The sequence below is a fragment of the Sphingomonas limnosediminicola genome (genome assembly GCF_039537965.1).
Lineage (GTDB): Bacteria > Pseudomonadota > Alphaproteobacteria > Sphingomonadales > Sphingomonadaceae > Sphingomicrobium > Sphingomicrobium limnosediminicola.
Genome location: NZ_BAABBM010000001.1, coordinates 142154 through 166489 on the forward strand (window position 1 = coordinate 142154; position 24336 = coordinate 166489).

Below are 24336 nucleotides of genomic sequence, written 5' to 3' on the forward strand. Positions count from 1 at the left end.
TGCGCCATGATCTCGCGGCGCTCGATGCTCGGTGGCGGCGCTGCGATCGCCGCATTGCTTCACGCCGGCGTCGCTAGTGCGCGCATCCGCCCGCAGGATATGGCCGCATTGGTTGGGCCCGGATTCAAGCCGACCGAGCGCGACGAAATGGGTCTGTGGAAGGAGATGGATCGCGCGGAGGAGGAGATCGCGGGGTCGAACCTCCTCATCCAGGATCCCCGGCTAACCGGATATCTGAAGCACCTGATCGGAACGGTCGGGGGACCGGCGGCGCAGGACTTCCGCATCTATCTGGCGCACATTCCCGACTTCAACGCGATGATGTTCCCGAGCGGCTTCGCGGTCGTCTTCACTGGCTTGTTGCTGAGGATGCGCAACGAGGCGCAGCTTGCCGGCGTCATCGCCCATGAGTCCGGCCATTTCCTCCGCCGCCACATGATCCGTTCCTGGCGCGACCAGAAGCGCAAGACTGACATCTTCGCGGTTGGCGCGATGCTCGCGGGTGTCGGTGGAGCGGGGGCGGGCGTCTATCTTGGCGACTATGTCCAGCTGGCCCAACTCGGCACCCTGCTGTCGCTGTTCCGGTACAGCCGGGCGATGGAGGCCGAAGCCGATGCCATGGGCGCCAAGCTCATCGCCGAGACGGGCTACCCGCCGATGGAAATGGCGAGCATCTGGGAGCAGTTGATCGGCGAGGAGACTGCAACGGCCCGTTATCGCGGAAAGAACCGCCGCCGCGGCTCTCTGTTCGACACGCACCCGTCGGAGGGCTCACGCCTAGTCGACCTGCGAGCCGACGCCGCCGAGCTGACGGTGCCCGGCAACGCCTATGACGCCGGGCGGGTGCGTTATCTGTCGATGATCAATGGAATCCGGCCGATGCTCCTCGATGATCAGGTCAAGCTCAATGATCCGGGCGGCAGCCAGTATTTGATCGAGACGCTCGCGCAGGATGGATGGAATGGCCTGCTGCGCTTCTACGAGGGCGAAGTGTGGCGGCTGCGTAATCGGCCGGGCGATCAGCTCCGCGCGAGCCAGAGCTATGCAGTGGCCGTCGTTTATCCCGACGCTCCCGCCGATGCGTGGCGCTGGCATGGCATCTCGCTGATGAAGCAGGGCCGCACCACGGAGGCGAAGGCGGCCTTTGCCCGCTACCTCACCATGAAGCCCGATGCGCCCGATGCCGCCTGGGTTCGGCAGATGGCCGGATGAGACAGACGTCGATGCGATTTCCGGTAGTCCTCTCCGCGGCAGTTGCCCTGTCCGGCTGCTCCAGTCTCGGGTCCGGCGAATATGGCTTTAGCTCCTATGGCCTTGTCCGCGTCGAGCGCGTCCGTGTCGGCGATGGGCAGATGACCGTCGTCGCACCGCGCTATTACAACCGCCACCGGCGGATCCTTTTCTCCGATGTCTCGGACGTTGAGGACTGGACGCTCAACGGCCCGATCCTGGACGGGATCAGCTTCGTCAGCGGCATGAAGAACAATCGCGAGCTGGTCCGTCAGCGGCACAGCGCCGACCAGCAGGTGCCGCGGTTCCGGTCCGACATGACCCCGCCGGAGATTACGGCGATGCTCGAAAGCCTATATCGCGTGAAGGGCGGCGCGGTTCAGCTCAACACGCTGTCGCTTCAGCCACGCTTGTTCCTAGGCGCCAATGGCTTTCAGTGGGATTATGAGCATCTCGACACGGACGAGCTATGGCGCAAGGGGAGGGCGGTCGGCGCCGTCATCGATGGCAAGCTCTACCTCATCCTCATGGATGCGGCGCGCTCACATTATTACGATGCGACGCTTCCCGACTTCGAATCGATTGTCGCCTCGGCACAGCGCAACGGTTAGCCGACTGGCGAAATCGGTCCCGGCGACGGGGTCGTGCCTGGCGACGGAGGCGTGGGCACATCGATGTCCGGTCCCTGCGGCGGCGTTTCGGGCGGTGGCTCGGTCGGTTGGCCTGGCTGACTTGGCTCGACGGGCGTCTGCGGCGGTGTTTCGGGAAACGGCGGAAGCTGTTGCATTAGTTATCTCCTTACCGAATGCAACGCGGCGGGCCGCTGCGGGTTGCCCGGCGGGCCATCCTTGCTATAGGCGGCGCCTTCTTGGGCCGCGCGCGTGGCGGAACTGGTAGACGCGCTGGATTTAGGTACAAGTGTACGAACTGGGACATTTGACACATCGGGAGTGTCTCAAAACGTGGAATTTCCGCCATTTCTCACACAAATTGAGAATGACGTTCCGGGGGCGCGCTGGATACGGTGGGGGGGTAGCAAAAAATCCCCCATTTTCGCCAGATTTTGCCGATCAAATCATAGGGGCTGTGCGGAACTGGAAATCTAATCCAGTGCGCCTAGAGCGAGCGAATGCACTCTTGTCCATGTTGGCCTAGTGGCAGGAATGGGTGGAAAGCTGCCATCAACTGCCTCCGTTTGCTTGCTCGTTTTGGCGAGTGAGTAGGTCAATCGCGGGGCGAGCGACCTCGATGTTGTGACAGGCTTCCGGATGTCGAGAGAACAGGTCGGCTAAACCACTCAAGACTAATCGGAACCGATTTACAGTCGCCTCTTCGGGTCGACCCCGTCCGGATCCGATAACGCCCAAAGCCAGTGCGACCTCGGTTGCCACCTCGCGGCTAAGCCCGCTCCAGTCGGTCGGGGTTCCGGTGACCAGCTCCATAGGGTCGACATTCAGTGCGTGAGCGATGCGCTCAAGCCAGTCGAGTGACATGCGACGCTCACCCTTTTCTAGTCTTTCAATCTGCTGCGGCGAGGTCGTCGGTCGGCATCGTTCGGCGAGCTGTGGACGAGATAGACCCGACGCCTCCCGCAGCCGCTGGATGTTGGCGGCGACGCGGTCAGACAAGCGAACGGCAGTTCGCGCAGCGGGTGGATCGTCCTCAAGCCCGAACGTCTCGACTAAGCAAGCAGCCTCGTCGAGTTTAAGCGAGCGCTTGCCCGCGTAGAGCTCCACGACGCGGCTGTCCGCTAAGTTGAGAGCCCTTGCGATCTCGATGTTCCGAACGCCTCGTTCGCGAAGTCGGAACAGCAGTTCGCTCGTCGTCAGCATGCAGAATGATTGCCGCAGCGCAGCTCGGGCATCAAGTGGTGGCGGATAGTCTCGCCTCTTGGCGTTCGAAAGCTCCCTAGCCACTGAGGCGGGCAGGAGGGCGCTAAATCATTGATAGTCATGGAGTTTCAACGTGCCGCGCGACAGTGACTAAATCCCAGACAGAAAACTTTCGATCACCGAATTGGCGTATCGGGGGGGTACAACTTGAACTAAACTGTTGTGATTGAACGGTTTCCATGTCCCCCCCGGGGGGGGTAAAGGGCGCCTTTACGAGTTAGTGACCACCGTTTAGGAGGCACCGCAACACCGCGCGCGTGGCGGAATTGGTAGACGCGCTGGATTTAGGTTCCAGTATCGAAAGATGTGGGGGTTCGAGTCCCTTCGCGCGCACCATTTCTGCTGACGGCCTGTCAAAGCGACAGGCTTGCACGGAACCGGCAGTCCCCAGGGGCAGCCCCCAGCGACAGAATTCATATCGGGACTTTAGAAACGTGACCATCAAGACCGTCGAGACCGAAAACGAGGGCCTCAAGCGCGCCTTCATGCTGACCATCCCCGCCAAGGACATCGAGGCGAAGGTCGATCAGGAAGTGAAGCGGATTGCGCCGCAGGTGCGTATGCCCGGCTTCCGTCCCGGCAAGGTGCCGCCGAACCTCATCCGCAAGATGCATGGCGACAGCCTGCGTGGCGACGCGCTCAACAGTGCGGTCCAGGAGGGAGTTCAGCAGCTTCTCGCCGAGCAGAACATTCGCCCGGCGCTTCAGCCGCAGGTCGAGCTCGACGAGGGCTACGAGCCCGGTAAGGACGCCGAGATTCGCGTCAGCCTCGAGGCGCTTCCCGATGTGCCCGCTGCGCAAATCGACGGTCTCAAGATCGAGCGTCTGACGGTCGACGTTGACGATTCCGCGGTCGACGAGCAGATCAAGCAGCTCGCCGGCGCGAACAAGAGCTGGGAAGACGCCCCGAAGAAGCATGCTGCCGCGACCGGCGACCTCGTCGTCATGGACTTCGAGGGCGGAGTCGACGGCAAGCCGTTCGAGGGCGGCAAGGGCGAGGACATGTCGGTCGAGCTCGGCTCGGGCCGGCTGATCCCTGGCTTCGAAGAGCAGCTGACCGGCGCCAAGGCCGGCGATACCCGCGAGGTCAAGGTGACCTTCCCCGACGATTACCCGGTCGCTGACCTGGCCGGAAAGGCGGCGGTGTTCGCCGTCACGGTGAAGGGTGTGAAGACGGCCGGCGAAACCAAGGTGGACGACGACTTCGCAAAGGCGCTCGGCCTCCAGAGCCTTGAGCAGCTGACGGGCCTCATCCGCGGCCAGCAGGAGCAGGAGCTCAACGGCCTCACCCGGACCCACATGAAGCGCCAGCTCCTCGACCAGCTTGCCGAGCGTCACGATTTCGAAGTGCCGCAGTCGATGGTCGATGCCGAGCATGAGAACATCCTCAACCAGCTTCGCCACGAGGCGAGCCATGAGGAAGACGAGAAGGCCGCGCTGGCTGAGATCGAAAAGGATGCGGCCGAGTATCGCCGCATCGCCGAGCGCCGCGTGCGCCTCGGCCTGCTACTGTCGGAGATCGGCGGCGCCAACGGCGTCGAGGTCAGCGAGCAGGAAATGCGCAACCTCATCGTCCAGGCTGCCCAGCAGTATCAGGGTGAGCAGCGCGAGCGCTTCCTCCAGCTCGTTCAGCAGGAACCGATGTTCGCGGCTCAGCTGCGCGCGCCGCTCTACGAGGACAAGGTCGTCGACTTCCTGTTCTCGAAGGCCGACGTGACGGACCGTAGGTCCACGCGCGAACAGATCGAAGCCGATCTCGAAAGCGAAGAAGGGCATATCCACGGTCCGGGCTGCGGTCACGACCACAGCCACGAGAAGCCGAAGGCCAAGAAGGCTGCGCCGAAGAAGGCCAAGGGGGGAGCCGCTGTTGCCGAAGAGCCAGCCAAGGGCCCGGTCGAAAGCAAGGGCGCGAAGCCGAAGCCGGCCAAGCCGGTGAAGGACGGCGCCGGAAGCAAGGCTCCGGAAGCCAAAGCCGAGGCCAAGCCCGCCGCCAAGAAGGTGCCGGCGAAGAAGGCCACCAAGAAGGGTTGAGCGAGATCGAGCTCGCCTGTTCCGATTTCGACGCCGCGCTGGATCTGCTGCGCGGCGCGGGACTGAGGCTCGACTGCATCTATCCTGCCGACGAACCGTATGGCGCCGTTCTTTCTAAGGACGGCGCCTGCGTTCGGCTGACCAGCAAGCCCGGGGCGCCAGCGCCGATCAGCGAACTCCCGCCGTTCGAACCCGCGTTCGTCTTCACGCCTGCCGGCGGAGGGTCAGGGGTCGGACGCGCCGGGATGCTCTATCGCGACCTGATCCCGTCGCGCTTGGGCGGGCGCTACATCGCGTCTCACATCTCCATCCGGGAAGGCGGGCCGGTCGCCGACTGGGTCCACTTCCACCGCATCGCGGTACAGGCGCTCTTCGTCGCCAGCGGTTGGGTTCGCGTCGTCTATGAAGACCAGGGGGAGCCCTTCGTGCTTTCAGCCGGCGATCTGGTTCTGCAGCCGCCAGGCATCCGTCACCAGGTGCTCGAGAGCTCGCCCGGCCTGGAAGTCATCGAGTTCGCGGCACCGGCTTTGCACGCGACCTTCGCCGACCACGAGATGAGCCTTCCCAATGGCGCGGTGAACGCCGGGCGTGATTTTTCCGGTCAGCACTTTCTCCGCCACGTGGCGAAAGAGACGCCGTGGACCGCATTCCACGGCGTCGAAGCCAAGGAGTCGGGCTTGGCCCTTGCGACCGGAGGAATCGCCGACGCACGCGTCATTCGGCCAGGCGATGCATCGACCATCGACTTTGCTGCACACGACGGCGAGCTGGTTTTCGGCTTCGTCCTGGAAGGTTCCGCCGAGCTGACGCATGGCGGGTCGCGCCAGATCGGCCCCGCCGACGCTTTTGTCATTCCGCCGACCGACAACTGGAGCCTGCGCGAAATGGCGGGCGACTTCCGCCTTCTTCGCGTAACGACAAGCCGCCTCGGCTGATATTCCCTTGACGGTTCAAACGCCTCTATAGCCGCCACACGAGACTGAGGGGGATTGATTGGACCGTCCGGACGAACCGCGCATCGCCGTGCTGCTGCCCTGCTACAATGAGGAAGCGGCGATCGGTCAGACCGTCCGCGGCTTCCGCGAAGCACTGCCCGGTGCGACCGTCTACGTCTATGACAACAACAGCCGTGACCGAACTCGCGAGATCGCGGCGGAAGCCGGCGCGGTCGTCCGAACCGAGCGCCAGCAGGGCAAGGGCAATGTTGTCCGTCGCATGTTCGCCGACATCGACGCCGACGTTTACGTCATGGCCGACGGTGACCTCACTTACGACCCGAAGGCTGCACCGGCGATGGTCGATCTTCTCCTGGCAGACCAGCTCGACATGATCGTCGGAACCCGCAAGCACGAGGAGAAAGAAGCCTATCGCGGCGGCCACGTGCTTGGAAACAAGCTCTTCACCGGCATCCTGGCCGGTCTGTTCGGCCGCAGCTTCAGCGATATCTTCTCTGGTTATCGCGTCTTCTCGCGCCGGTTCGTGAAGAGCTTTCCTGTGCTCTCGTCGGGTTTCGAAATCGAAACCGAGATGAGCGTCCATGCGCTCGAACTGCGGATGCCGGTGGGCGAGATCGAGACCAACTACGGAGCGCGGCTCGAGGGATCGCACTCGAAGCTGTCCACCTTCTCGGACGGATGGCGGATCCTGCGCACGATCTCGACCCTCTACCGGGTTGAGCGGCCGGTGCTTTTCTACGGCTCGATCGGCGCCTTGTTGCTGGCCGTGGCCATCATGCTCGCGATCCCGCTGATCGTGACATATTTACACACCGGACTGGTCCCGCGCCTCCCGACTGCCATCCTGGTCACCGGAATGACGGTGATTGCGGTGCTCTGTTTCTTCGCCGGGCTCATCCTCGACACCGTGACGAGGGGACGAAGGGAAGTGCGGAGGCTCGCTTACCTGTCGTTGGCAGCCCCGAACCGGGTGTAACTTTCCTGCATCACCGCCGCGCAATTGTGTCGGCTGCGTGACAATCCGGCCTTCCTGCGCCCTGTAAGGTCAGTTAGCTTCGCGCCTTCGATGTGAGACCCGGCAGGGGGCCGGGCGCAACACGGGGGAAATATGAAGCGGACCACGATCCTTCGCGCCAGCGTGGCATTTGCTGCTCTGGCTACCGCAACTACTGAGGCCCAGGCGCAAAGCACGCTTCCGCCGCCCGACGTTGCAACCGGACAGGCGTCGCCAGCCGGACCGGCTGCCGCCGCTCCCTCCGAAGGCGATATCGTCATCACCGGTTCGCGCATCCGCCGCAATCCGCTCGATCTCGACGCTCCGCGCGTCTTCATCGACCAGGCCGATATCGCCAAGACCGGCCTCAACTCCGTCAACGACGTCCTTCAGCGCCTGCCGAGCTCCGGCGGCGGTCTCAACAGCAAGTTCAACAACTCCGGCAACCTCGGCAATCCGCCTGACGGCGGCGGCGTCGGCGCCGGTGCCGCCGAAGTCGACCTCCGCTATCTCGGCTCGCGCCGCGTTCTCGTGCTGGTCGATGGCCTTCGCTACGTGAACGGCGCTTCGGCCTCCGGCGTCCCGGGTTCGACCGATCTCAACTCCATCCCGGAGAGCGCGATCGAGCGCGTCGAAGTGCTGCAGGACGGCGCGTCGGCGATTTACGGCTCCGACGCCATTGCGGGCGTCGTCAACATCATCACCAAGCACCGCCAGAAGGGCTTCATCGGAAGCGCCCAGGCGAGCGGCTACTGGCAGGAAGGCGACGGCTTCACCCAGAATTACCAGCTGAGCTGGGGCAACGGCAGCAGCGGACCGCTACAGGTCGTCGTCGGCGGCAACTATGTGAAGCAGAAGGGCGTCTCGGCAGGCGATCGCGCGATCTCCGCTTTCCCCGCGCCCTATGCGACGAGCTGCTTTGCGGGCGGCTGCTCCAGCTTCCTGCCGAACGGCCGCTATACCGGTGCGATCTTCCCCAATGGCGACGACGAAACGCTGATCAGCGCACCGACCAGCACTCCGACGATCGGGAATTTCCGCGACTTTAACAGCCCGGCCGATCGCTTCAACTTCGCGCCCTACAACTATCTCCAGATTCCGCTGGAGCGGTTCGGTGTGTTTGCCAATCTGAAGTATGACCTGTCGGCGGACATTCACTTCTCCGCCAAGGGCATCTGGAACCGGCGCAAGTCGTCGAACCAGGCCGCCCCGCTGCCATTCGGCATCGGTGTCGCCGCCGGCATTACCCCGGTCCTCGACAACACGACGATCGACGCCAGCAACCCCTACAATCCGTTTGGCGTGACGCTCGATTCGAGCAACTTCGACTTCATCCTTCGTCGCTTCGTCGAAGGCGGCCCGCGCCGATTCTACCAGACCGTCGACACTGCCTATGGCGTTGCGACGCTCGATGGCCGGTTCAGCCTGCTGAACCAAGATTGGTACTGGGACATCAACGGCATCTACGGCCAGAACAAAGCCAAGCAGACGATGTACGGCAACATCAACTCGAACAATCTGCGGATTGCTTTGGGTCCTGTAGCCACGTGCGCCGCAACCGCGGGCTGCGTGCCATTCAACTTCTTCGGCGGCGCTGGGTCCATCACGCAGTCGATGATGGACTATGTGACGTTCGTTCAGCACGACAAGAGCAAGCAGAAGACCTGGGACTTCACGGGCAACCTGTCGGGTAAGCTGTTCGAGTTGCCGGGCGGTCCCCTCGGTCTCGCGCTCGGCGTCGAATATCGTGACCTGAGCGGCAGCTTCACTCCGGATCCGATCGTTGCGGCCGGCTTTAGCTCTGACATTCCGGCGCAGCCGACCGGCGGCAAGTACAACGTCAAGGAGGCCTACGCGGAGATCAATGCGCCGCTGCTCTCCAACCTGCCGGGAGCCGAGCTCCTCGAGCTTAACGCGGCAGCGCGCATCTCCGACTATTCGACCTCGGGTTCGACCACGACCTTCAAGGGGGGGGTGAACTGGAAGCCGGTCAAGGTGCTCCGCCTGCGCGGCTCGTACGCCGAAGGTTTCCGCGCCCCGTCGATCGGCGAATTGTTCGGAAGCCAGTCACGCTTCGACCAGGCGATCAGTGATCCCTGCTCGAACGACAGCACTGCGCCGCGTACGTTCCTCAACGACCCGACCGTGCGCGCGAACTGCATCGCGGCCGGCGTTCCGGCCGGCGGCACCTATCAGCAGGCAAACCCGCAGATCTCGGTGCTAGTCGGTGGCAACGAGAACCTCAAGCCGGAAACATCGAAGAGCTGGGTATTCGGCGGCGTGCTGAGCCCGGCCGCGTTCCCGGGTCTCTCGATCGAGTACAACCACTACAACATCAAGATAAACGGTGCGATTCAGTCGGTTGACGCCAACGTCACGCTGACGAATTGCGTCGTGTTGAACGACCCGACTGCTTGCGCTCTGGTCAGCCGCGCTTCGCCCAGCGGCCAGCTCACCCAGGTGGTTGGCCTGTTACAGAATATCGCGTCGATCAGCACCAAGGGTAACGACCTCAACGTTGCTTACCGCTTCCCGAAGAACCGCTTCGGCACCTTCGGCTTCACCTGGAACAACACGTGGCTCGAGAAATTTGATGTCGTCGTGCCGATCCAGGGCGGCACGCAGCTGATCGATCGCCTCGGCACGGAGCAAGGTAGTCCGTCGCAGGGCTTCCCGAAGTGGAAGTCGATTGTCGCTCTCGATTGGGACACCGACGAGTTCGGCGCGACGGTCACCGGGCGCTACGTCTCGCACCTTCTCGAAGCTGACCAGCACGTGATGGGCGACCGTATGTACACCGATCTTCAGCTCCGCTGGTCACCGCGCTTCTGGGGCGACCGGATCAGCGCGGCCGTCGGTGCGAACAACCTGTTCAACATCAAGACGCCGGGTTGCAACACCTGCGACCTGAACAACATGGATCCGACGATGTACGATGTTCCGGGCCGCTATTTCTACGCTCGGATCGGTGTGAAGTACTGAGACTGAAGCAGTTCGTCACGGAAGGGGGCGGTCCGGTTCATTCCGGGCCGCCCTTCTCTTTTAGCCGTCCCGCGGTTGGCTCGGATGGGGCGGCCAATAGAAGCCTAGCCGCCTTGAACCTTTCCCTTTTCGCGCCGATGTAGGTGCCACAAGCAACAAAGGATCCGCTTCCCGTGATTGACCATCAGGACATCGTTTCGCAGCTCGTCCCCATCGTTATCGAGCAATCCAACCGGGGCGAGCGCAGCTTCGACATCTATTCGCGGCTGCTGCGCGAACGCATCGTCTTCATCACGGGCGCGGTCGAGGACCACATGGCCTCGCTCGTCACCGCCCAGCTGTTGTTCCTTGAATCGGAAAACCCGAAGAAGGACATCTTCATGTACATCAACAGCCCGGGCGGCGTGGTCACCGCGGGGCTCGCGATCCACGACACGATGCAATACATCCGGCCGAAGATCAGCACGGTCTGCATCGGCCAGGCCGCGTCGATGGGCAGCTTCCTGCTCGCCGCCGGTGAGCCGGGCATGCGCGTCGCGCTGACCAACAGCCGCATCATGGTCCACCAGCCGTCGGGCGGCGCCCAGGGCATGGCCTCGGACATCGAGATCCAGGCGCGCGAGATCCTGCGCATGCGCCAGCGCCTGAACGAGCTCTACGCCAAGTATACGGGTCAATCGATCGAGGACATCGAGAAGGCCATGGACCGCGACAAGTTCCTCGAAGCGGACGAGGCGAAGGCGTTCGGCCTCATCGACGAAGTCTTCGACAAGCGCCCCGACGCGGGCGAGGATGCCGGCACCGGGGCCGGAGACGTCACCCCGGCCTAAAGCAATCGGTAATGGAGCGCCCGGCGTTGGCCGCCGGGCGCTGGACTTCGGATTATCGCGTAAACACCAGCACTTCTGTGGGCGCGCCCTTCATGCCGACATATGTGCGCTTCAGCGTCAGTTGCTTGCCGTCAGCGGAGATGGTCGCGACCGACTTGACGGTCGTCTTGCCCTTCAAGCTCGACGTCGCCCTGATCTCCCGTCCGCTCACGCAGGTCAGGCTGACGCTGTCGGCGTTAGGGCTTCCGGTCATAGGGACGGTCTTACCGTCGCAGCCCGCCGAGTAAGCAAGGCTCATGTCCTTGCCTTTCCCGTTCTTGCCGCTCGACTTGAGCGAGAGCTTGCCGCCCGAAAAGTCGTAGATCCGCGTCTCGCTCATTTCCTTGCCCGCAGCGCCCCATTTGGATGCCTTGGCATTAAGGTGCCAAGTTCCGTTCCAAAGCTTGCCGTCAGGCGGCGATGCGTTTGCGGCCGACACGGAAAACATGCCTGAAGCCAAAGTGAGCAAAAGCGTCGAATGTCTGATCATGGCCTTCCCCCGAAATAGAGAAACAGGCCGCCGACCGACTCGGTTTGGCGACCTTGGACCTATACGGCGCCCCGATGACGCCGGTAAGTGAACGTTGGTTCACGAGTGAGATGGGGGATCTGCGATGATATGTCGGTTGGCTCTGGCCGCGGCCGCGGCGCTATTGTCCGGATCGCTGGCTTCCGCCCAAACGCTCGATGTCCGTGCAGGCCGGCTTATTGATCCCCAGGCTGCGCGGGTCCTGACCGACCAGCGAATCTACATCATGGACGGAAGGATCGTCTCGGTTGCGCCCTGGAAAGCTGCGGATGGGCCAGCCGCCGTCGACTGGTCCGGCTACACCGTGTTGCCCGGCCTGATCGACCTCCACACGCACATTGCCGACGGCGCCACCGAGAGTAACGATCCCGCCGATCCCCTGAAGAAAACGGAAGCCGCGACTATCCTCAAGGCCGTACCTGCGGCGATGACGATGCTCCGCGCCGGCTTCACCACCGTGCGTGACGTCGGCGTCTATCGGGGGCTCACGGATGTCGCGCTCCGCGACGTGATCAATGCTGGAGACGTCCAGGGTCCACGCATGTTCGTCGCGGGCGGATACATCACGACGCCGGGGGGAGGCGGGGAGATCGACGCGCTCGCCCACGACATCCCGATTCCCGAAGCCTTCCGCATGGGCGAGGTTCACAATGCGGCCGATGCCCGCGACCGCGCGCGATACTTCCTCGATCACGGCGCCGACTTTATCAAGCTGATCGCGACCGGCGCGGTGCTCGCGATCGGGAGCGAGCCCGGCGCGCTGGAACTCTCGCCCGAAGAGATGAAGGCCGCGTGCGACGAGGCGAAGCTGCGTGGCAGCTACTGTATCGCCCACGCCCATGGCGCCGAGGGCATCAAGGCCGCCATCCGCGCCGGCGCGCGCACCATCGAGCATGCCAGCTACCTCGACGCGGAAGGCATTGCGCTCGCCAAGAAGTACGGCGTCTGGCTCGACATGGACATCTACAACGGCGACTGGATCGAGGAGGTCGGCACCAAGCAAGGCTGGCCCGCCGAATATCTCCGCAAGAATCGCGAGACCACCAACGTCCAGCGCCGGGGCTTCGCCGCCGCCGTCAAAGCAGGCGCCAAGCTGACCTTTGGCACCGACGCCGCCGTCTATCCCTACGGCCTCGGCGGACGGCAGTTCGCCTACATGGTCCGCTACGGCATGACGCCGATGCAGGCCATTCAGGCCGCGACGACGGAAGCGGCGCGGGCGCTCGACAAGGAAGGACAGTTGGGATCGCTTGTGCCTGGGGCGTACGGCGACCTCATTGCTGTCCGCGGCGACCCGCTCACCGACATCCGCCTGCTCGAAAAGGTCGACGGCGTCGTGAAGGCAGGGAAGTTGATTCACTAGTACCGGGGCTGGCCTCCCGCAGTGCGCGTGCAAGCGACAGCTAAGGGATGCACCGTCAATTCACTGGCCCCTAAAAAAAGGGCGGGAGTGCCTGAGCACCCCCGCCGGAGCCGATCGACTTCGCGCCCGTCCCGCGCTGGCGCAACCGTCGCGGCGGCTGGTCGGAGCAGACCCAGCGCGACTTTATCGCTTGCCTTCAGCGCACCGGCTCCGTTGCTGCCTCGGCGCGCGTGGTCGGCATGACCCCCAGCACGGCCTATCGCCTGCTCACGGTCGAGGGCGCGGAAAGCTTCGCCTGGGACAAGGCCTTTGAGAAAGATCTAGGGCGGCTGCGCGAAGATTCGCTCGATCGCGCGCTCAACGGGGCGCTCGTCCCGGTGTACGCAAGGGACGGCTGGTCCGCGTCGAGCATCGCCGCAGCGACCGTCTCGAGATCGCCTTGCTCGGCAACCGCAACCGCAACATCGACTGGTACCGCCAAGGCGCGCTACGCCGTCACGTCTTCAAGATGGAATTGAAGGCTTCGGACGAGCAATGAGCGGAGAAAAGGCGGCGCGAAGAAGAAGCGGAGCGCGTCTACGACGAGGAGCTGCAGCGCATGCTCGACAAGGCCAAAGCCATGAGCGCGCCGCGCATTCCGCGGCTCTAAAGTCACAGGAAAAGTGCCGCTCACCGTGACCTTAATGACCGCAAGCCATGTTCCTCTCTTGTTCTGGTGGAACAAATGCGATACGCAAACCCATCGACGCGGAGGCTCGGCCGCTTGAAATGCTCATTTGAGCGCTTGCATTGATGAGGGAGTCAGCGGACATGGCGGCACAATTGAAAGTCATCGGTAACACAATGGAATCCCCCAGTATGGATCGGCAGAAGGCGCTCGAAGCGGCGCTCGCCCAGATTGATCGCGCGTTCGGCAAGGGCTCGGCAATGAAGCTCGGCAGCCGGGAGAAAATGGAGGTCGAGACGATCTCGACCGGAAGTCTCGGTCTCGACATCGCGCTTGGCGTCGGCGGTCTTCCGCGCGGACGTGTCATTGAGATTTACGGACCCGAAAGCTCGGGCAAGACGACGCTGGCCCTGCACGCGATTGCCGAAGCGCAGCGCGGCGGCGGAACGGCGGCCTTCGTGGATGCCGAGCATGCGCTCGACCCGGCCTATGCCAAGAAGCTCGGCGTCGACATCGACGAGCTGATCGTGTCGCAGCCGGATACCGGCGAGCAGGCGCTCGAGATCGTCGACACGCTCGTGCGGTCGAACGCGATCGACGTGCTGGTGGTGGACTCGGTCGCGGCGCTGGTGCCGCGTGCCGAGATCGAAGGCGAGATGGGCGACAGCCACGTCGGCCTTCAGGCACGCCTGATGAGCCAGGCGCTGCGCAAGCTGACCGGCTCGATCAGCCGTTCGCAATGCATGGTTATCTTCATCAATCAGGTACGGATGAAGATCGGTGTCATGTACGGCAATCCGGAAACGACGACGGGCGGTAACGCGCTCAAATTCTACGCGTCTGTCCGTCTCGACATCCGCCGCACGGGCCAGATCAAGGACCGCGACGATATCATCGGCAACACGACGCGCGTGAAGGTCGTGAAGAATAAGGTCGCGCCGCCGTTCAAGCAGGTCGAATTCGATATCATGTACGGCGAGGGCGTGTCGAAGGTCGGCGAAATCCTCGACCTCGGCGTCAAGGCCGGACTGGTCGAGAAGTCGGGCGCCTGGTTCAGCTATGATTCAATCCGGATTGGTCAGGGCCGCGAGAACGCCAAGACCTATCTCAAGGAAAATCCCGACGTCGCGCAGCGGATCGAGAATGCCATTCGCGGCAAGACTGAAGAAGTCGGCGAAGCGCTGATGGTCGGTCCGAGCGACGAAGGCGACGCTGCCGAATAAGCTTTAGCCGAAATCCTCGGGCACGCAGGGCGGCTCTTCGCGGGACTCGATCCGTGCGAAGAGCCGCTTTGGTTCCGTCAGCAGGATGAGGATGAAGCCACCCGTCGCGCATAGTGCCGTTCCGATCACGAACGGGCCGGGCGTCCCATCGAACTGCTGTCCGATGACGAACCCGATCGCCGCAGCGCCGACAGTGCTCACGACCCCCTGGACGGAGGAAGCTGTGCCGGCGATCGGCGCCATGTTTTCCATCGCCAGCGTGCCGAGATTCGACGAGGCGAATGCGAAACTGCCCATCGTTAACCCCTGCAGCACAATGAAGGTCCAGATCGTTTCCTGGCCCGTGATCAAGACCATCGCGTGGACCGCCGTGATCAGCGCGAGAGCGAGCGAAGCGGTATGACCCACGCGGCGGAGCCCGAACCGGCCCACGATGCGCGAATTGAGATAGGACGCTACCGCCATCGGTGCTGCGATGCTGGCAAAGACGAGGCCGATAAAGCGGCCTTCATGAAAGGCATCGAAGACGATCTGCTGGATCGAGGAGATGTAGGCGATCAGCGCCGAGAAGCTGACCGTCATCGCCAGCGTGTATCCCAGCGACTTGCGGTCGCGCAGGGTCTCCAGCATTGCCCGGCCCATCGACTGGAATTCCAGTGACCGCCGAAACTCCGGGTGGAGCGTCTCGGGCAGGCGCAGCCAGGACCAGGCGAGCATGATGAGCGCATAAGCGCCGAGAACGATGAAGATAGCCCGCCACGACGCTACGAGCAGGATCAGTTGGCCAATGTTGGGCGCCAGTACGGGGACCAGCATGAAGGTCATGAAGACGAGGCTCATGACGCGGGCCATTGCTTCCGCTTCGAACAGGTCGCGGACCATGGCGATGACGAGCACGCGGGTCACCGCGGCCGAAGCGCCCATCGCCGCTCGCCCAGCGATCAGCAGCGGGAAACTCCCGGCGAATCCGCACAGCAGCGCGAACAAGCCGTACAGCGCCACGCCGATGGCGAGTGTCGGCTTACGTCCGAAACGGTCCGAAATCGGGCCCCATACGAGCTGCGTGGATGCGAAGCCCAGGAAGTAGGCGATCACGATCAGCTGCCGGTCGTTTTCGCGTGCAATGCCGAGCGATCGGCCGATGTCGGGAAGCGCCGGGATCATCGCATCGATTGCGAAGGCGTTGAGCGCCATTAGACCGGCGAGCATCACCGTCATCTCGCGCGCGCCGGGGCGCTTCACGCCGTCCTGAAAAGCCGAGTCGAACATGGGAGCGCGCCTGCTGGCCGATTGGGCGGAGCCGTGCAACAGTAGCGCGGCAGGAGGGCACACGAATGATTCACGCGCGCATCAACCGGCGTCGATTGCTGCAGGGCGGGGCGGCGGTTGCCGCCGTAACGACGGTGCCACTGACCCGGGTCATGGCACAGGCGGCCGCCGAGCTACCTTCGATACGGATCCCGCCGCCCATTTCGAGCGCGGAGCGCGTGGCGCGGCTCGCGAAGGCGCGAACGCTGATGCAGAAGGCCGGCATGGGCGCGGTCATCGTCGAGGCTGGGCCGAGCCTCGACTACCTGACCGGCATCCAATGGTGGCGCAGCGAGCGGTTGACCGCGGTCGTCATTCCAGCGGTCGGCAAGCCGATTGTGGTCACGCCATTCTTCGAGGAGCCGAGCATCAAGGAGATGCTCGACGTCCCGGCCGAAATTCGCACTTGGCAGGAGGACGAGGAGCCGCTGAAGCTCGTCGCCGATTTCCTGCGCGAGCGCGGCGTCGCGAAGCAGCCGATCGGCTTCGAGGAAACCAGCCGGTTTTTCATCGAGGACAGGCTGCAGAAGCAGCTTCCGGCAACGCAGATCGTCAGCGCGAACCCAGTCATTCGGGCCCAGCGGATGATTAAGTCGCCTGCCGAGCTAGCGCTGATGCAGGCCGCGGCGGACATCACGCTCGCATCCCTGCGCTATGCCGGTCAACGCACTCGCGAAGGGATGACTCCAGCCGATATCGATGCGCTCATCGGCGCGGCGCACAAAAAGCTCGGCGGTGCGTACGACGGAGGGCTCGTCCTGATTGGCGAGGCCTCTGCCTATCCGCACGGGAGCCACAAGCCGCAGTCGGTGAAGCGCGGCGAGGTCGTCCTGATGGACGTCGGCTGCTCCGTCCACGGCTATCAGTCGGACATCTCACGTAGCTTCATCTTCGGCGCCGACCCGACACCCGAGCAGAGTAAGGTCGCGTCACAAGTGCGGCGGGGACAGGATATTGCGATGGCCGCAGCGAAGGTCGGGGCACCCGCGGGCAGCGTCGATGACGCCGTCCGCCATGCCTACGAAAGCTGGGGCTATGGTCCGGGCTACAAGCTGCCGGGAACACCGCATCGCACGGGCCATGGGATCGGCATGGAAGGGCACGAACCGGTTAACCTGGTGCACGGCGAAATGACGGCGCTCGCGCCCGGCATGTGCTTCTCGAATGAGCCGGGCATCTATCTGCCCGGCAAGTTCGGCATCCGCTTCGAGGACTGTTTCCACATGACAGCGAGCGGACCGAAGTTCTTCACAACGCCGCCGGTAAGCATGGACCGGCCGTTCGACTAAGCGGTGGCCGAGCCAACGCCAGCATCGCCCGATTGGGCGAAAGCCAGCGGGGATGTCTGGGCCCGGCGCTGGCAGCAAACTGACCGCGGCCTTGAACCGCTGCAGGCGCCGCTGGTGTTGGCAGTCGCTGAGCGGGCGCGTGGCGGTTCGTTCAAAGCCTTCGACATCGGCTGCGGCCCGGGTTCGACGACCATCGCCATGGCCGAGACATTTCCCGAAGCAGCGATCATCGCCTGCGACATCTCGGAGGCCCTCGCCAAGGTTGCACGCCAGCGAACGGCGGAAATTGAGCGCGTGCAGGTCATCGTGGGCGACGCCGAGGCGGTCGTGGCAACGCAAGCTCCCGTGGACGTCTTCTTCTCGCGTCACGGCGTCATGTTCTTCTCCGATGCGGTTCAGGCGTTTCGCACCATACGCGGCGCTGCGAGCGACAGCGGGTCATTGGTCTTCTCCTGCTTCCAGCACTGGGATCTCAATCCCTGGGCGTCCGAGCTTGCCCGCGCGGCGGCGGGCAAATCCTTGCCGGAGCCCGGGAGGGAGCCCGGCGGCTTCGCTTTCGCCGACCCGGTTTACGTCGAGCAGTTGCTCAGCGCTTCAGAATGGCGCGATGCCGAATGTCGCGCGGTGCAGTTCAGCTACACCATGGGTGAGGGCGATAGTCCGGTCGAAGACGCGCTCTCCTTCACGACCGAGATCGGCCCGGCCGCGCGTGTTCTGGAATCACTGCCAGAAGGCGAGCGAGATGCCGCCGTCGACCGGATGCGCGACGTCATCGAGCGGCATGTTGACGGCAATGCGGTCGTGTTTCCCTCCGCGGCGTGGATCTGGAGGGCGACCGCCTAGAAATGGTCCTCCACGGGGCCGGTGCGCTTCACGTGAGACGGGGCGTGCGGCGGCTCGATGTCGGCGGGCTCTTCCGGATCCAGTGTGCCTTCCCAGCGTGCCACGATGGTGGCGGCAACCGCGTTGCCGACGACGTTGGTTGCCGATCGGCCCATATCGAGGAAGTGATCGACTGCGAGGATAAGGAGCAGGCCGGCTTCCGGAATGCGGAACATCGACATCGTGGCCGCGATCACGACTAGGCTTGCGCGCGGGACGCCGGCCATGCCCTTCGACGTGATCATCAGCACCAAGAGCATCGTGATTTCCTGGCCGATGGTGAGGTCGATGCCATAGGCCTGCGCGATGAAGATCGTCGCGAAGGTCATGTACATCATCGACCCGTCGAGGTTGAACGAATAGCCGAGCGGGAGGACGAAGCTCGCGATGCGCGGCGGGACGCCGAAACGGTCCAGCGCCTCGAGCGTGCGTGGGTAGGCGGCCTCGCTCGAAGCCGTCGAGAAAGCGAGCACGACCGGGTCTCTGATGTAACGGACGAGGTGTCTCGTGCGCGCGCCGACTATCACGAACGCTGCGCCGATCAGCACGGCCCAAAGGATCGCCAGGCCTAGGTAGAAGCTGCCGACGAACATGCCCAAGGTCGCAATGATTTGCGGTCCGCGCTCAACAAGGGCGCTGGCGACCGCGGTGAAGACCGCGAAGGGCGCGAGCCGCATCACATAGTCAGTGACCTGCAGCATCACCTTCACCAGCGCCTCGACGCCGCGGACGATTGGCTTGCCCTTTTCGCCGACGGCGGTGAGCGCGACGCCGAAGAAGATCGAGAAGATGACGATCGGCAAAATCTCGTTCGTGCTCATGGCGTCGAAGATCGAGGCGGGCACGAGGTGGGTGATGAAATCCTTGAGATTGAACGCGGCGGTTTCGACTCCGCTAGCGGTATTGGCCGGCGGGATCGGCAGGTTGAGGCCGATACCCGGGTGGAGCAGCGTGACGAGGATTAGACCCAGAGTCAGGGAAACCAGGCTGGCGAGAATGAACCAGCCGATGGATCGAATGCCCACGCGGCCAAGCGCGGCCACGTCGCCCATGTGGGCAATGCCCGCCACCAGGGTCGAGAAGACCAACGGCGCGATGATCATCTTGATGAGGCGCAGGAACAGCGCCGTGACGATGCTGAGGTAATCGGCGATGCTCCTCAGCCGCTCGGCGCTGGCTGGCGTGCCGTCGTCGATCGCCGCGTTGGTCGCCCAGCCCGCAATGATACCCAGCACCAGCGCAAGCAGGATAAACCTGGTCAGCTTCTTCGCCATTCCGTTCCCCTTCGCCGCGAACCCAAGCCGGTGGCCATCGCGCCGTCAAGCTTCACAGCAGCTGTTGCGGTAGGCTAGGGCGCGTGTCGATGGCTGCCGAGGACGACAAGGAACGGAGCGTGCTCGAATTCGGGCGCGATATCCTGCACGACGAGGCGCGGGCGCTCGACGAGCTTGCGGACAGCCTGGGCGACGAGTTTGAGCGCGCGGTCGACCTGATCCTTGGTTGCCGCGGAAAGCTGATCGTCAGCGGCCTTGGCAAATCCGGCCACGTCGGCCGCAAGATCGCCGCGACGTTCGCGTCGACGGGGACGACGTCGATCTTCCTGCACCTCGCCGAGGCGATCCACGGCGATCTCGGCATGGCGGCGAACGGCGATGTCGCGATCCTGATCTCGCAGAGCGGCGAGACCGCCGAATTGGAGCCGGTCATCGATCATTTCAAGCGGGTCGCTATTCCGGTCATCGCGATCACGGGCAACAATGGCTCGATTCTGGCAGAGGCCGCCGCGGCGCCGCTCGTCCTGCCGCATTGGCAAGAGGTTGGGCCGGAAGCGGTTGCGCCCACGACCTCGACGACCATGACCCTGGCGCTGGGCGATGCCTTGGCGATGACGGTCATGCGTCAGAAGGGCTTCACGCGGACAGACTTCGGGCGCCTTCATCCGGGCGGCTCGCTGGGTGCGCGGCTAAAGCCGGTGAGCAGGTTGATGCATGGCGGCGATGCGCTTCCTCTCACGTCGGCGGGAAGTTCGATGCATGATGCAATCGTCGAAATGTCGGCGAAGCGCCTCGGCGTCATCGGGGTGACCGACGAGAGCGGGCACCTCGTCGGAGTCATCACCGATGGCGATCTCCGCCGGAACATGGAGCGCGGGCTCGATCACACCGCCGCGGAGTTCATGACCCGCGACCCGAAGACGATCGCGTCGGATGCGCTGATCGACGACGCGCTCACGCTGTTTGAGGAAAACCGCATCACGGCGCTGTTCGTCGTCGACGAGGACGATGGCGGTAAGGTTCCGGTCGGCGTGCTGCACATCCACGATTGCCCACCGCCGCGATGAACAGCGTCATTCTGATCCCGGCGCGCTACCAGTCGTCGCGCTATCCAGGGAAACCGCTGGTCGATCTCAAGGGAGTCGGCGGCGCGCCCAAACCACTGATCCAGCGTAGCGTCGAGGCCGCGCGCCGCGTCCAGGGCGTGTCGGGTGTCTTCGTGGTGACCGACGACGAGAGGATCGCCGACGCGTGCAAAGGGTTCGGCGTCGGCGTCATCATGACTTCCCCCGAATGCCGTAACGGGACGGAGCGCTGCGCGGAGGCACTGGCCTCGCTTCACGACCCGGATCTCGTCATCAACTTCCAGGGTGATGCGCTGCTGACTCCGCCGGGTTTCGTCGAGGCGCTGATCGACCGCATGCGCGATGACAGCGATGCGATGGTGGCGACACCAGCGTTGCGGCTGAGGAGCAACGATGTCCGCGCTTTGCAGGCGGAAGAACAAGCCGGGCGCGTAGGAGGCACGTCTGTCGTGATCGACGATCAAGATCACGCGCTTTACTTCTCGAAGCGGCTGATCCCGCATTTGCCCGGCGGAACGCTCGGGGGAGAGATGTCGCCGGTTCGCCTCCACGTCGGCGTCTACGCCTATCGGCCGCAGGCGCTCGACCGCTATGTCGCGACGCCGGTCAGCGAGCTGGAAACATTGGAGGGGCTGGAGCAACTCCGCTTTCTCGTCGCTGGGATACCCGTCGCCGTCGTCGACGTGGCTACGCCCCCATTCGCGCTCCGCGAGCTCAACAATCCAGAGGACGTGGCGCCCATCGAGCAGGCGCTCGTGGAGGCCGGGCTCGAATGAGCTTCTGGGATGCGCTAGATCCCAAGTACCGGCTGATCCTCTGCGATGTATGGGGCGTCGTTCACGATGGCGTGAACCTTTATCCGGGCGCGTCCGAACGCTTGACGCAGTGGCGTGAGCAAGGTCGCTGCGTGATTCTGCTTACCAACGCGCCGCGCACGGCCGAAGCGGTGGATCAGCAACTCGTGCGCATCGGGCTGCCCTGCGCCGCTTATGATTTCGTCGCCACGAGCGGAGAGGCGGGTATCGAGACGCTGGTCGGGCTCGACCGGCCCGTGGGCTTCATCGGCACCGCCGGCGATCGCGAGATATTGGAAGGCCGCGGCGTTCGCATCGCTGACGGGGAAGATTTCACCGATCTTGCCTGCACCGGCGTGACTGAGCAGCGGCCGCGCGCAGAAGACTATCGCGCCGATCTCGAACGATGGGCGGATCGCGACGTGCACATGCATTGCCTGAACCCGGACCGCCTCGTTATCCGGGGCGGCGTTCCGGAGGCATGCGCCGGTGCGATAGCGGACCTTTATGCCATGCTCGGCGGGCGGGTCACCTGGTACGGCAAGCCGCACGACACGATTTACCGCCACGCTCTTCACCTCGCCGGCAATCCGCCGAAGGATGAAGTGCTTGCGGTCGGTGACGGGCTTCAGACCGACGTTCTCGGCGCGGCGCGCATGGGCTTCGATACGGTGTTCGTGACCGGCGGAATTCACGCCGGCGAGCCATTTCCGGAGAATTTTGCAGCGGAGAACGGTCTTGGCGACTGGGAGCCGGTGGCGGTTGTCGACGGGCTCGCCTAGATAGACTCCATGCAACTCTGTGGACGTGACGTCGGGCTCGACCAGCCCTTGTTCCTGATCGCCGGACCCTGTGTGGTCGAAAGCGAGGAGCTTCAGCTGCGGACGGCGGAAACCTTGAAGCGCATCGCCGACCGGCTCGGCATTCTGTTTATTTTCAAGTCGAGCTTCGACAAGGCCAACCGCTCATCCGACAAGAGCTTTCGCGGCCCCGGCATGGATGAGGGCCTGCGCATCCTTTCGAAGGTGCGCCACGAACTCGGCGTCCCGATCCTGACCGACGTGCACGACATCCCGCAGGTCGAGCCGGTCGCGGCCGTCGTGGACGTGCTCCAGACCCCCGCGTTCCTGGCGCGGCAGACCGACTTCATTCACGCCGTCGCGGCATCGGGTAAGCCGGTGAACATCAAGAAGGCGCAGTTCATGGCGCCGGGCGATATGAAGAACGTCGTCGAGAAGGCGCGCAGCGCCGCGCAGGCCGCCGGCGTCAACCGAGAGACGATCATGGTCTGCGAGCGCGGCGTGTCGTTTGGCTACAACAATCTCGTCAGCGACATGCGCAGCCTGTCGATCATGCGCGAGACCAACTGTCCGGTGGTGTTCGACGCGACCCATTCGGTGCAGCTGCCCGGTGGGCAGGGGACCAGCTCCGGCGGTCAGCGGGAGTTCGTTCCGGTGCTCGCACGAGCCGCAGTGGCGGCGGGCGTGTCCGGGCTGTTCATGGAAACGCACCCCGACCCGGCCAATGCAATGTCCGATGGGCCCAACGCCTGGCCGCTCGATCGGATGGAAAGCCTGCTGACTACGCTCGTCGAGCTCGACAAACTGGTGAAAAGCAGGGGCTTCGAGGAAGTGTCCCTCTAGGCCGTTGTCGGTTTCCTCGGCCGCACGCGGCGATGCTCTCGCAGAAGTTGCCAGATCATGACCGACGTCGTCGCGACATTGCCGAGCGTGAACGCGATGGCCGCGCCGATGAGGCCGAAGCGCCAGCAAAGCGGTGCGACGATCAGGAAGTAGCTAACCGTACCGATGAGGCGCGCGGTGAGCGGCGCGTCCGGCCGGTCGAGCGTGTAAAGCATCGGTGGAAGCGGGAAGCTCAGCACGCCGAGGAACGGCACCAGCATGAGGACGACGAGCGCCTCATAGGCGCCGAGGAACTGCTTTCCGAACAGGAACCCGACCAGCGGTTTCCCGCCAACGAGCAGAATGAGGATCGCAATGAGCGCCATGCCGCCCGCGAGCGCGGTAACACGGAACATCAGCTTCCATGGCTTCTTCGAGGTTAGATCCATCCGAACAACCTCAGGATAGAAGGCCTTGGCGAGCAGCTCCGCCGGCTTGGCCGCGGCGTCGGATAGGGCCGAAGCCACACGGAACAGGGCAGCGCCGGCTGGACCGAGAAGACCGCCGACCACGACGCGCGCGATAGGACCCCACGCCGCCTGTACGCTGGCCGTCAGGTTGACATGGATGGCGAAGCGCCAAGCACCGGGCAGCCGCTCGGGTTTCAACGTCGGCCGAATACCTTCGAGGAGCCCGCGCCGCCTCAGCTCACGCCAGGCGAGGAACCACAGATAAAGGTCGCCCGCGAGGTCAGTGACATACCAGATGCCGACCCACGTGCCGAACGGGGCCCCGGCAAAATAAGCGGTGCTCACAAGCGCGATGCGGCTGATCGGCGTCGCCGTGCTTTGCCAGCTGATGAGGTCGAAGCGGTCGAGCGCGCGAAGAACGCCGCTCGGCGTCGCCGCTCCCATGGTGGGAAGCAACGTGCAGTAGAGCATCGCGAGCCAAAGATTGCCGGACTGGATGCCGACCCACGTTGCAACCAACGGCAGGATCGCCACCGCGACCAGCATGCCGCCGACGCCGCTGATCGCATCCAGCGCGAACGCGAAGCCGGTCGACGTCTTGAAGTCCTCTTCCTCGCCGTGGAGCGCCTTACCGCCGTAGCGGACGATCAGGTGCCATGACTGGAACTTGCTGAGCCCGCTGACGGCCTTGGCGTAGCTCGTGATGAGGATCAGTGCGCCGAAGGCGAGTACGCCGAGCGCGTGGGCGGCGAGCGACAGGGTCGCGATACCCGCAATCGCCGCCACCACCCGCGAAATCGCGAGATAACTGCTGTTTTTCAGCAGCGACCGGAAATGCTGGTCTTTGAACCAGTGCCTCATTGCCGCCTCGCCTAGA

At 63.9% G+C, this 24336-nt stretch carries 22 protein-coding genes and 1 tRNA gene; 17 read left to right on the plus strand and 6 right to left on the minus strand.

Annotated features, from left to right (window positions below; genetic code table 11):
- The first annotated feature begins 6 nt into the window (after positions 1-6).
- Both ABD704_RS00675 and ABD704_RS00680 read left to right on the plus strand, forming a co-directional pair.
- Positions 7-1212, plus strand: coding sequence for a M48 family metalloprotease (locus ABD704_RS00675; RefSeq protein ID WP_344697771.1), 1206 nt, complete (start codon positions 7-9; stop codon positions 1210-1212).
- An 11-nt stretch (positions 1213-1223) separates the two neighbouring features.
- Entirely contained in the window at positions 1224-1841 is a 618-nt protein-coding gene (locus ABD704_RS00680; protein ID WP_344697772.1) for a hypothetical protein, read from the plus strand.
- On the opposite strand, the gene ABD704_RS00685 is transcribed toward ABD704_RS00680, so the two are convergent.
- A complete protein-coding gene (locus ABD704_RS00685; RefSeq protein WP_344697773.1) occupies positions 1838-2017 on the minus strand; it encodes a hypothetical protein in 180 nt (59 codons plus the stop codon). The genes ABD704_RS00680 and ABD704_RS00685 overlap by 4 nt on opposite strands.
- Before the next feature lie 394 nt (positions 2018-2411).
- Entirely contained in the window at positions 2412-3062 is a 651-nt protein-coding gene (locus ABD704_RS00690; protein ID WP_344697774.1) for a helix-turn-helix domain-containing protein, read from the minus strand.
- Between the two features lie 311 nt (positions 3063-3373).
- Here ABD704_RS00690 and ABD704_RS00695 point away from each other — a divergent pair.
- From ABD704_RS00695 to clpP, 6 genes are all read left to right on the plus strand, one after another.
- A tRNA-Leu gene (locus tag ABD704_RS00695) sits at positions 3374-3458 on the plus strand.
- Between the two features lie 104 nt (positions 3459-3562).
- Positions 3563-5152 (plus strand): trigger factor, encoded by a 1590-nt coding sequence (gene tig, locus ABD704_RS00700; protein WP_344700444.1) that lies wholly within the window; start codon positions 3563-3565, stop codon positions 5150-5152.
- Positions 5149-6087, plus strand: a complete 939-nt coding sequence (locus ABD704_RS00705) for a cupin domain-containing protein (protein ID WP_344697775.1) — start codon at positions 5149-5151, stop codon at positions 6085-6087. Before tig ends, ABD704_RS00705 begins: the two co-directional genes overlap by 4 nt.
- A gap of 58 nt (positions 6088-6145) precedes the next feature.
- The gene (locus ABD704_RS00710) at positions 6146-7084 is read left to right on the plus strand and encodes a glycosyltransferase family 2 protein (RefSeq protein WP_344697776.1); all 939 of its coding nucleotides are present in this window, start codon (positions 6146-6148) and stop codon (positions 7082-7084) included.
- A gap of 132 nt (positions 7085-7216) precedes the next feature.
- Positions 7217-10084: a TonB-dependent receptor domain-containing protein gene (locus ABD704_RS00715; RefSeq protein WP_344697777.1), complete on the plus strand. Its 2868-nt coding sequence runs from the start codon at positions 7217-7219 to the stop codon at positions 10082-10084.
- A gap of 173 nt (positions 10085-10257) precedes the next feature.
- Positions 10258-10914, plus strand: a complete 657-nt coding sequence (gene clpP, locus ABD704_RS00720) for an ATP-dependent Clp endopeptidase proteolytic subunit ClpP (protein WP_344697778.1) — start codon at positions 10258-10260, stop codon at positions 10912-10914.
- Between the two features lie 52 nt (positions 10915-10966).
- Here clpP and ABD704_RS00725 read toward each other — a convergent pair whose 3' ends face one another.
- Positions 10967-11443 carry a hypothetical protein gene (locus ABD704_RS00725; protein ID WP_344697779.1) on the minus strand — a complete coding sequence of 159 codons (477 nt, stop codon included), beginning with the start codon at positions 11441-11443 and terminating at the stop codon, positions 10967-10969.
- A 124-nt stretch (positions 11444-11567) separates the two neighbouring features.
- On the opposite strand from ABD704_RS00725, the gene ABD704_RS00730 reads away from it, so the two are divergent.
- From ABD704_RS00730 to recA, 3 genes are all read left to right on the plus strand, one after another.
- On the plus strand, positions 11568-12845 hold the full coding sequence (locus tag ABD704_RS00730; protein WP_344697780.1) for a metal-dependent hydrolase family protein: 1278 nt from the start codon (positions 11568-11570) through the stop codon (positions 12843-12845).
- 239 nt (positions 12846-13084) lie between these two features.
- Positions 13085-13363 carry a hypothetical protein gene (locus ABD704_RS00735; protein ID WP_344697781.1) on the plus strand — a complete coding sequence of 93 codons (279 nt, stop codon included), beginning with the start codon at positions 13085-13087 and terminating at the stop codon, positions 13361-13363.
- Positions 13364-13655: 292 nt separating this feature from the next.
- Positions 13656-14735 carry a recombinase RecA gene (gene recA / locus ABD704_RS00740; RefSeq protein WP_344697782.1) on the plus strand — a complete coding sequence of 360 codons (1080 nt, stop codon included), beginning with the start codon at positions 13656-13658 and terminating at the stop codon, positions 14733-14735.
- A gap of 3 nt (positions 14736-14738) precedes the next feature.
- Here recA and ABD704_RS00745 read toward each other — a convergent pair whose 3' ends face one another.
- Positions 14739-16004, minus strand: a complete 1266-nt coding sequence (locus ABD704_RS00745; protein ID WP_344697783.1) for a multidrug effflux MFS transporter — start codon at positions 16002-16004, stop codon at positions 14739-14741.
- Between the two features lie 65 nt (positions 16005-16069).
- Between ABD704_RS00745 and ABD704_RS00750 the strand changes: the two genes are divergently transcribed.
- The gene (locus ABD704_RS00750; RefSeq protein WP_344697784.1) at positions 16070-17332 is read left to right on the plus strand and encodes a M24 family metallopeptidase; all 1263 of its coding nucleotides are present in this window, start codon (positions 16070-16072) and stop codon (positions 17330-17332) included.
- Between the two features lie 3 nt (positions 17333-17335).
- A complete protein-coding gene (locus ABD704_RS00755) occupies positions 17336-18175 on the plus strand; it encodes a class I SAM-dependent methyltransferase (protein WP_344697785.1) in 840 nt (279 codons plus the stop codon).
- Here ABD704_RS00755 and ABD704_RS00760 read toward each other — a convergent pair.
- The gene (locus ABD704_RS00760) at positions 18172-19488 is read right to left on the minus strand and encodes a dicarboxylate/amino acid:cation symporter (RefSeq protein WP_344697786.1); all 1317 of its coding nucleotides are present in this window, start codon (positions 19486-19488) and stop codon (positions 18172-18174) included. The genes ABD704_RS00755 and ABD704_RS00760 overlap by 4 nt on opposite strands.
- 89 nt (positions 19489-19577) lie before the next feature.
- On the opposite strand from ABD704_RS00760, the gene ABD704_RS00765 reads away from it, so the two are divergent.
- The 4 genes from ABD704_RS00765 to kdsA are packed head-to-tail and all read left to right on the plus strand — an operon-like array spanning position 19578 to position 23010.
- Positions 19578-20555 (plus strand): KpsF/GutQ family sugar-phosphate isomerase, encoded by a 978-nt coding sequence (locus ABD704_RS00765; RefSeq protein ID WP_344697787.1) that lies wholly within the window; start codon positions 19578-19580, stop codon positions 20553-20555.
- Complete coding sequence (locus tag ABD704_RS00770; protein ID WP_344697788.1) at positions 20552-21349, plus strand: 3-deoxy-manno-octulosonate cytidylyltransferase; 798 nt, start codon at positions 20552-20554, stop codon at positions 21347-21349. The genes ABD704_RS00765 and ABD704_RS00770 overlap by 4 nt, the downstream gene beginning before the upstream one ends.
- Positions 21346-22149: a TIGR01459 family HAD-type hydrolase gene (locus ABD704_RS00775; RefSeq protein WP_344697789.1), complete on the plus strand. Its 804-nt coding sequence runs from the start codon at positions 21346-21348 to the stop codon at positions 22147-22149. The genes ABD704_RS00770 and ABD704_RS00775 overlap by 4 nt, the downstream gene beginning before the upstream one ends.
- Before the next feature lie 9 nt (positions 22150-22158).
- Entirely contained in the window at positions 22159-23010 is an 852-nt protein-coding gene (kdsA, locus tag ABD704_RS00780; RefSeq protein WP_344697790.1) for a 3-deoxy-8-phosphooctulonate synthase, read from the plus strand.
- On the opposite strand, the gene ABD704_RS00785 is transcribed toward kdsA, so the two are convergent.
- Positions 23007-24320 (minus strand): lipopolysaccharide biosynthesis protein, encoded by a 1314-nt coding sequence (locus tag ABD704_RS00785; RefSeq protein ID WP_344697791.1) that lies wholly within the window; start codon positions 24318-24320, stop codon positions 23007-23009. The two genes, kdsA and ABD704_RS00785, sit on opposite strands and share 4 nt — an antisense overlap.
- Positions 24321-24336: the final 16 nt, after the last annotated feature.